Origin of the sequence: Streptomyces phytophilus, from assembly GCF_013870535.1 — a bacterium.
Lineage (GTDB): Bacteria > Actinomycetota > Actinomycetes > Streptomycetales > Streptomycetaceae > Streptomyces > Streptomyces phytophilus.
On the sequence record NZ_JACBXC010000447.1, the window covers coordinates 1 to 4475 of the forward strand.

3 protein-coding genes are annotated in these 4475 nt (G+C 70.3%); all 3 read left to right on the top strand.

Annotated features, from left to right (window positions below; all coding sequences use genetic code 11):
* The first annotated feature begins 103 nt into the window (after window positions 1-103).
* The 3 genes from H5J30_RS18870 (at window position 104) to H5J30_RS18880 (ending at window position 3637) form a co-directional block, all read left to right on the top strand.
* A complete protein-coding gene (locus H5J30_RS18870) occupies window positions 104-1582 on the top strand; it encodes an SCO6880 family protein (protein ID WP_181788593.1) in 1479 nt (492 codons plus the stop codon).
* A gap of 70 nt (window positions 1583-1652) precedes the next feature.
* A complete protein-coding gene (locus tag H5J30_RS18875) occupies window positions 1653-2120 on the top strand; it encodes a DUF6238 family protein (RefSeq protein WP_309505569.1) in 468 nt (155 codons plus the stop codon).
* Entirely contained in the window at window positions 2117-3637 is a 1521-nt protein-coding gene (locus H5J30_RS18880; RefSeq protein ID WP_181788594.1) for a VirB4 family type IV secretion system protein, read from the top strand. Before H5J30_RS18875 ends, H5J30_RS18880 begins: the two co-directional genes overlap by 4 nt.
* Window positions 3638-4475: the final 838 nt, after the last annotated feature.

The window sequence follows — 4475 nt, forward strand, 5'->3', positions numbered from 1 at the left end:
CCGGCCGGCCCGTGATCCACCCGCCCCAGCAACCGGGGGGCGGGAGGCGTAGGCCGTCTCCCGCCCCCGGGTTCCGCCCACGCGCCCGTCAGGACCTGCCTCGTTGACTGATCCTTCCGCCGCGCCGATGACGGTGAAGTTCCCGCACCGCTCCCGCCGCGGCATCCTCCTCGGACTCTCGCTGCCCCAACTCGTCCTCGTCTCCAGCATGCTGGCGCTGCTGCTGATGACGGTGGTGACCACCGGGCTGCTCGGCGCCGTCGCCCTGGCCCCACTGTGGGCGGCCTCCGCTGCGCTGGTCGCGGTACGCCGGCACGGCCGCTCCCTTATCGACTGGGCGCCGATCGTCGCCGGCTACGCACAACGCCGGCGCACCGGGCAGACCCTGTGGCTCGCCCGGCCCGTCACCCGTCCCCGGCACGACGGCATCCTGCACCTGCCCGGCGCCGCCGCCTCCCTGAAGGTGGTCACCCCCGGCGGCTCGGGCCCAAGGGCAGCGGCCGTGCTCGATCCCCACCGGCACACGCTGACAGCGATCGCCCGCGTCACCGGCCGGGCATTCGTCCTTCTCGACCCCGCCACACAGAACTACCAGGTGGCCGGCTGGGGACGCGCCCTGGCCGGGATCGCCCGATCCGGGCACATCGCCACCATGCAGGTCCTGGAGCGCACCATCCCGGACAGCGGCGACGGGCTGACCCGGCACTGGACCGACGCCGCGCAGGCCCAGGCCCGGGCTTCGCTCGCCGGCCAGATCTACTCCGAACTCCTCACCTCCGCCGGCCCCGCCGCCGCCCCGCACGAGACCTACCTGGCCATCTCCCTCGACCTGAAAGCCGCCCGCCGCCTGATCAGCCAGGCCGGCGGCGGGCTGCCCGGCGCGTTCACCGTCATGACGCAGACGACCACCTCCGTCGCCCAGGCCGCCCGCAACGCCGGGCTTCAGGTCGCCGGCTGGCTGACCACACGGGAGATCGCCGCCGTCGTCCGCACCGCCTACGACCCGAACGCGCTCGCCGCGCTCCAGCAGTGGTCGACCACCGGCCGCGCCGAAGCCGAGCCCGCCGCCGCCGGGCCCGTCGTCCAAGTCGAGGAGTACGACCGGCTCGCCACCGACAGCGCACGGCACACCACCTACTGGGTGGAGAACTGGCCCCGCACCCAGACGACTCCGGGATTCCTGCACGGGCTGATGTTCACACCCGGCGTGCGGCGCACCCTGTCGCTGATCTACGTCCCGCAGGGCCTGCAAGCCGCGCTGCGCGACGTCCAGCGCAAGAAGGCCGCCATCATCGCGGACGCGACCGAGCGCGCCCGTCGCGGGCAGGTCGACAGCGAGGAAGACTCCGTCGAATACGCCGACGTCAAAACCCGCGAACGCCAACTCCTGGCCGGGCACGCGGACGTGGCCCTGACCGGGCTGGTCACCGTCACCGCCGCCACCGACGCCCTCCTCGACGCCGCCTGCGCCCAGATCGAAACCCACGCCGCCGGCACCGGCGTCGACCTGCGGCGCCTGAACTACCAGCAGCCCGACGCCTTCACGATCACGGCACTGCCGCTCGCCCGCACCGCCCTGTGACCACCACGAACGCCTCACCGGCCGCAGGTGGCCTGTTCACCGCCCCTGCCTCGGGCAGGAAGGACCACTTGTGACCTCGCGCATGCACACCGACGACGCGCACCCCTACCTCCGCGCCGCCAGCGCCGGCATCCGCCACCACACCCGCGCCCTGACACGTCCGGGGACAGAGCCGGCCGCCCCGGCGGACCGCCTGCATCTCGACGTACTGCACGCACACCTGACCGCCGTGCACCAGCTCCTGGACCACCTCGCCGAGACCACCCGGCCCCGGCATCCATCAGCCGGCCGCCGCCTGGCCGCCGCGCACACCCGCCTGTGGCAAGCCGCCGCCGAACTCCACGACGCCTTCCACCTACTGCCCAGCCCCACCGCGGCAGACGACGCCGACGCCCGAGCGTGCCGTCCGGAACGGCTGCCCGAAGGGCCGCCGGTGCTCACGATCTGCCAGCGCCACCTCGCCGCCGGGCACAGCATCCGCCGCAAGACCACCCCCACCGACCACCGGCAGCCCCACACCACCACCTGCACGCGATGAACCACCGGCCCGCCCGACGCGCCATCCGAGCCTCCGCCTCACCGCTGTTCACCCCCCACGGAACCGACCGCGCCGACCGCAAGGCAGCCCGCCGCCGCCTCGCCGAAGCCACTGCCGAGGCACATGCCCAGGCCGGCACCCAGCAGACGGACCGCGCACCGGCCACGGGCGAGGCAACGGCCGCGCTCTACCCTCCGAGTGGACGCCCCGGGCCCGCCTCCGCCCGCAACAACCGGCTGAAGCTGCCCGCCCACCGCATGACCACCGCAGTGGCCGCCGGCGCGTATCCCTTCCTCGCCGAAGGCGGCCTCAGTGCCGACGGCATCTACATCGGCACCGACGTCCACGCTGCAGCGTCGTTCACGTTCGACCCCTTCGAGCTATACGGCAAGGTCGAGGGCTTCACGAATCCGAACCTCATGCTGGCCGGGGTGATCGGCCAGGGGAAGAGCGCCCTGGCCAAGAGCATCGCGCTGCGCTCGCTGGCCTTCGGATACCGCGTCTACATCCCGTGCGACCCCAAGGGGGAATGGACGCCGGTCGCCGCCGCTCTGGGCGGCCGGACCGTCGCTCTCGGGCCCGGGCTGCCCGGCCGGCTCAACCCTCTGGACGCCGCCGCACGCCCCGACGGCGTTGGCGAGACGGACTGGGCCGGGGAAATCCGCAAACGGCGGCTGCTCCTGCTGGGCTCCCTGGCCCGCACCGTCCTGGGCCGGGACCTGATGCCCATGGAACACACCGCCCTGGACATCGCCCTCGACCGCACCATCACCCACGCCGCCGGCACCCGCCGGCCGCCGCTCCTCGGCGACATCGCCGCCGCCCTCAACAACCCCCGCGTACTCCACGAAGCCGTGGAAGCCGGGACGGTGTCGGGACACCTTGCAGAAGCGGCCCGTGACCTCGCGCACGCCATGCGCCGCCTCGTTCACGGTGACCTGGCCGGCATGTTCGACGCCCCCTCCACCGTCAGCTTCGACCCGAACGCGCCGATGCTCACCATCGACCTGTCCCGGCTCGGCGGCGCCGGCGACGACACCGCCCTTGTCCTGGCGATGACCTGCGCCTCAGCCTGGATGGAAGCAGCCTTGGCCGACCCGCGCGGTGGCCGGCGCTGGATCATCTACGACGAGGGATGGCGCCTGATGCGGCACGTCGGGCTGCTGCAGCGCATGCAGGCGCAGTGGAAGCTGAGCCGCGGCCTGGGCATCGCCAACATGCTGATCATCCATCGGCTGTCCGACCTGCTCACCGCCGGCGACACCGGCTCACACAGCCGCGCCCTCGCCGAGGGCCTCCTCGCCGACTGCTCCACCCGCATCATCTACCGCCAGGAGGCCGACCAACTCCACACCGCCGCCGCCCTCCTGGGCATGACGTCCGTCGAGACCGACGCCGTCTCCCACCTGGGCCGCGGCCGGGGCCTTTGGAAAGTCGCCGATCGCAGCTTCATCGTGCAGCACCTCCTGCACCCCCACGAACTGACGCTGTTTGATACCGACGCCCGCATGCACTGAAACCTGTCAGCTCACGCCAAGCGATGCAGGAATTCCAGCGGACGTATACCCTTTCGGCACGAATGCCCCTCCTGGCACCGCCACGTGCGCAAAGACAACAAGGATGGCCAAGACACGGCGCCCCTCTCATGCAGCACTTCCTACACGGGCGCGAACTGCGAATGACCCACGAGGTATCGATGTGAGGTCCCGGTTTCCCGGCCTTCAGACCTACTTTCCTCGCACACTGCTGCGCAGCGACCAGATGGCACCTACCAGCGAGAGCGGAAGACCGATGAGAATGACAATATAGCCAGGCGAGCCAACCCCGTCCCTCGAATCGTCCGGGTCTCCATTCGCAGCACCGATCGAGTCCACAAGGCGCTCGATCTCGGCTCTATTGCCACTGGACAAACCATCCACTCCCAGTTCAAGCGCCAAGTCTACAACTCCTTGTTCCTCTTTGGCTGTAAATGGCGTTCCCTCTTGAATGGTGTCCCTGGCCAGGGACAGGGAAAGAGATACATGGCACCGGATCCCCCGTGCGACTATCCAGGTAGATCGAGTCGCCCGAACACCCGCCTTCCGAATCGACGAAGGCAACCTGGTACTCACTTGCGGCTGCAATTCTGTCATTGATTCCGTAGGCAGCCAAGATGAGCCCAATGACGAAGCAGGCTAAAGGTTGTCTCGTAACCGTGTGGTCGGGTGCGCATTGGTCTGGTCGTGCAAGTGTCGACCATCACCCGCTGTGTCGCTTCATGTCGCCGCGTGGTGGTGCCAGTTCCGCACCCGGCCAACGTCTGCGAGTTCGCGCCCTTCTGTACCGCGTTTTGTTCAGCGTAGTTCGTGTGTGGTC